The following is a 4063-nucleotide window of genomic DNA, read 5'->3' on the forward strand; positions in this document are numbered from 1 at the left end:
GGTGCGTGCCGTCGCCCAGACCTCGTTCGAGGACGGCGTCGGCGGCCTGCTGATCGACGGCACCCTGGTCGAGGCGCCGTACGTCATCGACGCCATCGGGGTCGCCAACGCGCTGGCGAGCGCCATCCGGTTCCCCCTCGGTCCGCTGAAGCAGCTCGAGGGCGACGGGCCACGCGTCGTGGAGGTCCTCGAGCTCGCCTCGCTCGACATCGACGCCGTGCGGCGTCTGGTGCAACCCGAGTTCGCGACGCCCGACCCCTGAGCGGCACGACTCGCCGCGAGCGGGTAGCGTGCTGCCGCAGCACCCGTTCGCCCGCCGTCGTGGTGGGCCCCGCGATGGAGGCACGAGTTGTATCCCGAGGATCTCAAGTACACCGCTGAGCACGAGTGGGTCCGCAGCCCCGGCGAGCACGCCGGCTCGGTCCGCGTCGGGATCACCGAGTACGCCCAGGACGCGCTCGGCGACATCGTCTACGTCTCGCTTCCCGAGCTGGGGGAGACCCTCGAGGCCGGCAGCACCTGCGGTGAGCTGGAGTCCACGAAGTCGGTCAGCGACCTCTACGCCCCCGTCAGTGGTGAGGTGGTGGCCCGCAACGAGTCGCTCGACGCCACCCCCGAGCTGGTCAACTCCGACCCCTACGGCGGTGGCTGGCTCTTCGAGATCGTGCCCGCCGACAGCGACCTCGGCGACCTGATGTCGGCCGAGACCTACACCGCAACCCTCGAGGGCTGACGGACGCGCCCCTGTGGCTGATAGGTTTTGACCAACCGTCAACCTCAGCCCGGTAGTGAGGGTTCGGACGTCCCCCAACCCTTCGACTGGAGGTAGCCCCGATGCCCTTCTGCACCAACTGCGGCCGTCAGAACCCTGACGATGCCCGGTTCTGCGCCCAGTGCGGCACCCGACTGGTGGGTGCCGACTCCCCGGCGCCTGCAGACGCTGCGGGGGAGACCACCGCGACCATCCAGATCGGCGTCGGGTCCGACAAGGTCGAGACCTCCGACCGCGCCCTGAACGCTGTCGACGCGGCCGCCGTGGGGGCGCTGCCCCCGGGCCACGCCCTCCTGGTCGTCCAGAAGGGCCCCGGTGCGGGGAGCCGGTTCCTGCTCGATGCCGACTCCGTGCACGCCGGACGTCACCCCGAGAGCGAGATCTTCCTCGACGACGTCACGGTCTCCCGTCAGCACGCGGTGTTCGTCCGCGAGCAGGACTCCTTCACGGTGAGCGATGCCGGCAGTCTCAACGGCACCTACGTCAACCGCGACCGGATCGAGACAGTGCGCCTCAAGGACAGCGACGAGGTCCAGATCGGCAAGTACCGCCTGGTCTTCTTCTCCGGGCACGACTCCCGGCACTCCTGACGGATCTGGTCATGGCGAGCCCGGTACCTGAGGAGAACGCCCGTCCGAGTGCGGGCGGGCTGCTCAACATCGGTCAGGTCCTGGACCTCCTGCGACCGGACTTCGACTCGATCACCATCCCCAAGATCCGGTTCCTCGAGGACAAGGGGCTGATCAAGCCCGAGCGCACCGCGGCCGGCTACCGGAAGTTCTCCCACGCCGACGTCGAGCGGCTGCGCTACGTGCTCACGATGCAGCGCGACCACTACCTGCCGCTGCGGGTGATCGGTGACCACCTCGATGCCCTCGACCGGGGTCTCGAGCCGCCGCCCATCGAACCCGTCGTCCCCACGGTGCCGACGGTCGCGCTCAACTCCGACGGGCTGCCGAGCCCCGAGTCGTTCCTGCGTCGCGACAACCTGCGACTCTCGCGCAAGGAGCTGCTCAAGATCGCCGAGATCAGCGAGGAGCAGCTCGTCGCGCTCGAGGAGTTCGGGCTGCTGAGCTCGCGCAGCGGCACCGGCCACTTCGACAGCGACGCCCTGGTGATCGCCAAGACCGCCCGTGAGCTCGCCGACTTCGGTCTCGAGCCCCGCCACCTGCGTGCCTTCAGAGCAGCCGCAGATCGTGAGGTCGGTCTGGTCGAGCAGGCCGTGGCACCCCTGGCGCGTGGTCGCGACGCTGCGGCCGTTGCCCGGGCCGAGGACGCCATGAGCCAGATCGCCGCCCTCTCGGTGCGACTGCACGCCACGCTGGTCAAGGCCGGTCTCAGGCGTCGCTGAGCTCTCCCGACGCTGTGCTTCCGGTGGGGGGCCGGTGGGGGCCGGTGCGACTTGGTGCGGGGGTAGGGTGATGACGTGCGCGAAGTCGATGTCATGGGAGTCAGGGTCGAGATGCCTTCCAACCAGCCGATCGTGCTGCTGCGGGAGGTGACCGGCGAGCGCTACCTGCCCATCTGGATCGGGGCAGTCGAGGCGACGGCCATCGCGTTCGCCCAGCAGGGGGTGATCCCTCCGCGACCGCTGACGCACGACCTGATGAAGGACGTCCTCGAGGCCACCGGCAACCCGCTCGCCGAGGTCCGGATCACCGACGTCAAGGACGGCGTCTTCTTCGCGGTTCTCGTCTTCGACTCCGGGGTCGAGGTCAGCGCCCGGCCCTCCGACTCGATCGCCCTCGCGCTGCGCACCGGCACCCGCATCGTCTGCGAGGAGAGCGTCCTCGACGAGGCCGGGCTCGCCGTGCCGGCCGAGCAGGAGGACGAGGTGGAGAAGTTCCGCGAGTTCCTCGACCACGTGACGCCCGAGGACTTCGACGCCGATCTGTGACCCTCAGTCTGAGGGTGAGGGTTTGCGACACGCCGGGCTCGACCTTTGACCCGCCCGCCTCGTCGTCGTACCTTGAACTGTCTTCGTTGTAGTTCCACGCGTGTGGTTGCCTTCCGGCACCCACCGTCCCCTTCCCCGGAACTGCGCCACACGAAGTAGACCCCACGGAGGACCGTGTGAACGAGCAGAACCAGCCTGGTGCCACGTCAGCAGACGTGGACGCCGCCTTGGCCCACGAACGTGCCGAGGTCTCGGCGGACGAGCAGGGTCTGCTGTTCACCGACGACGTCTCTCCGCTGCCCAACGACGTCGGCTACCGCGGTCCCACCGCGTGCAACGCCGCCGGCATCACCTATCGCCAGCTCGACTACTGGGCGCGCACCGGGCTGATCGAGCCCACCGTGCGTGGCGCCAAGGGCTCCGGCTCGCAGCGGCTCTACTCCTTCCGCGACATCTTGATCCTCAAGATCATCAAGCGTCTCCTCGACGCCGGTGTCTCGCTGCAGCAGATCCGCACCGCCGTGACCCACCTGCGTGAGCGCGGCACCGACGACCTCACCCGCGTCACCCTGATGAGCGACGGCGCCTCGGTCTACGAGTGCACCTCCAACGACGAGGTGATCGACCTCCTGCAGGGCGGTCAGGGCGTCTTCGGCATCGCCATCGGCGGGGTCTGGCGCGAGATCGAGGGTACGCTCGCCGAGCTGCCCAGCGAGCGGGCCGACGCGCCGGCAGCTGCCGAGACCTCGGCTGCCGACGAGCTCGCCGCTCGACGTGCCGCCCGCAAGATCGGCTGACCACCCGCCGACTTCACGACCCCGTCCGCGTCGCGACCCCTCGAGGTCGCGGCGCGGTCGTCATTTCGCGCCAGGGGTGCTGGTAGGTTTGCCCACGCTGATGATCCCGCGCGGGAGAGTCTTCAACCTGCATGACCGAAGCGCCGAAGGGGCAATTCCTCCCCGGAACCTCTCAGGCACCCGGACCGCGCGGACCAGGCAACTGTGGAGCCGATCGTGCGTAGCGTCGCGCGAGGGGTGACAGAGGGGGAGGGCGTTCGACCACCATGTGTCCGCCCACCCTGCATCCCCGGGAGCCCTCTGTGTCCGCTGCGTCCGACCACCCCCGCCAGCCCGCACCGCACGACGCCTTCGTCAATCGGCACATCGGGTTGAGCGCCGAGGCCGAGGCACACATGGTCGCCCACCTGGGCTACTCCTCGCTCGACGCGCTGATGGACGCCGCAGTGCCGGGCGGCATCCGCAGCGCCGAGTCCCTGAACCTGCCCGCCGCCGTGTCCGAGGTCGCCGCCGCCGCCGAGCTGAGGGCGCTGGCGGCGTCGAACCGGCCGGGTGAGCCGATGATCGGTCTCGGCTACCACTCCACGATCACCCCGC

Annotated in this window: 6 protein-coding genes, 1 pseudogene and 1 riboswitch; all 7 genes and pseudogenes read left to right on the forward strand. The window is 69.5% G+C overall.

Annotated features, from left to right (window positions below):
- On the forward strand, window positions 1-262 hold a 262-nt coding region (locus tag VOI19_RS15655), incomplete at its 5' end, for a DUF881 domain-containing protein (protein WP_323793896.1).
- A gap of 87 nt (window positions 263-349) precedes the next feature.
- Window positions 350-733 carry a glycine cleavage system protein GcvH gene (gcvH, locus tag VOI19_RS15660; RefSeq protein ID WP_323793897.1) on the forward strand — a complete coding sequence of 128 codons (384 nt, stop codon included), beginning with the start codon at window positions 350-352 and terminating at the stop codon, window positions 731-733.
- Between the two features lie 101 nt (window positions 734-834).
- Entirely contained in the window at window positions 835-1362 is a 528-nt protein-coding gene (locus VOI19_RS15665) for an FHA domain-containing protein (protein ID WP_323793898.1), read from the forward strand.
- A gap of 11 nt (window positions 1363-1373) precedes the next feature.
- On the forward strand, window positions 1374-2123 hold the full coding sequence (locus VOI19_RS15670) for a MerR family transcriptional regulator (RefSeq protein WP_323793899.1): 750 nt from the start codon (window positions 1374-1376) through the stop codon (window positions 2121-2123).
- Between the two features lie 75 nt (window positions 2124-2198).
- Complete coding sequence (locus VOI19_RS15675) at window positions 2199-2669, forward strand: bifunctional nuclease family protein (protein ID WP_323793900.1); 471 nt, start codon at window positions 2199-2201, stop codon at window positions 2667-2669.
- Between the two features lie 227 nt (window positions 2670-2896).
- Window positions 2897-3466, forward strand: a complete 570-nt coding sequence (locus VOI19_RS15680; RefSeq protein ID WP_323793901.1) for a MerR family transcriptional regulator — start codon at window positions 2897-2899, stop codon at window positions 3464-3466.
- A gap of 101 nt (window positions 3467-3567) precedes the next feature.
- Window positions 3568-3664, forward strand: a riboswitch (glycine riboswitch).
- A gap of 104 nt (window positions 3665-3768) precedes the next feature.
- Window positions 3769-4063, forward strand: a pseudogene (locus VOI19_RS15685) (glycine dehydrogenase (aminomethyl-transferring)); the annotation flags it as partial.

Origin of the sequence: Nocardioides sp., assembly GCF_034670285.1 — a bacterium.
Taxonomy (GTDB): domain Bacteria; phylum Actinomycetota; class Actinomycetes; order Propionibacteriales; family Nocardioidaceae; genus Nocardioides.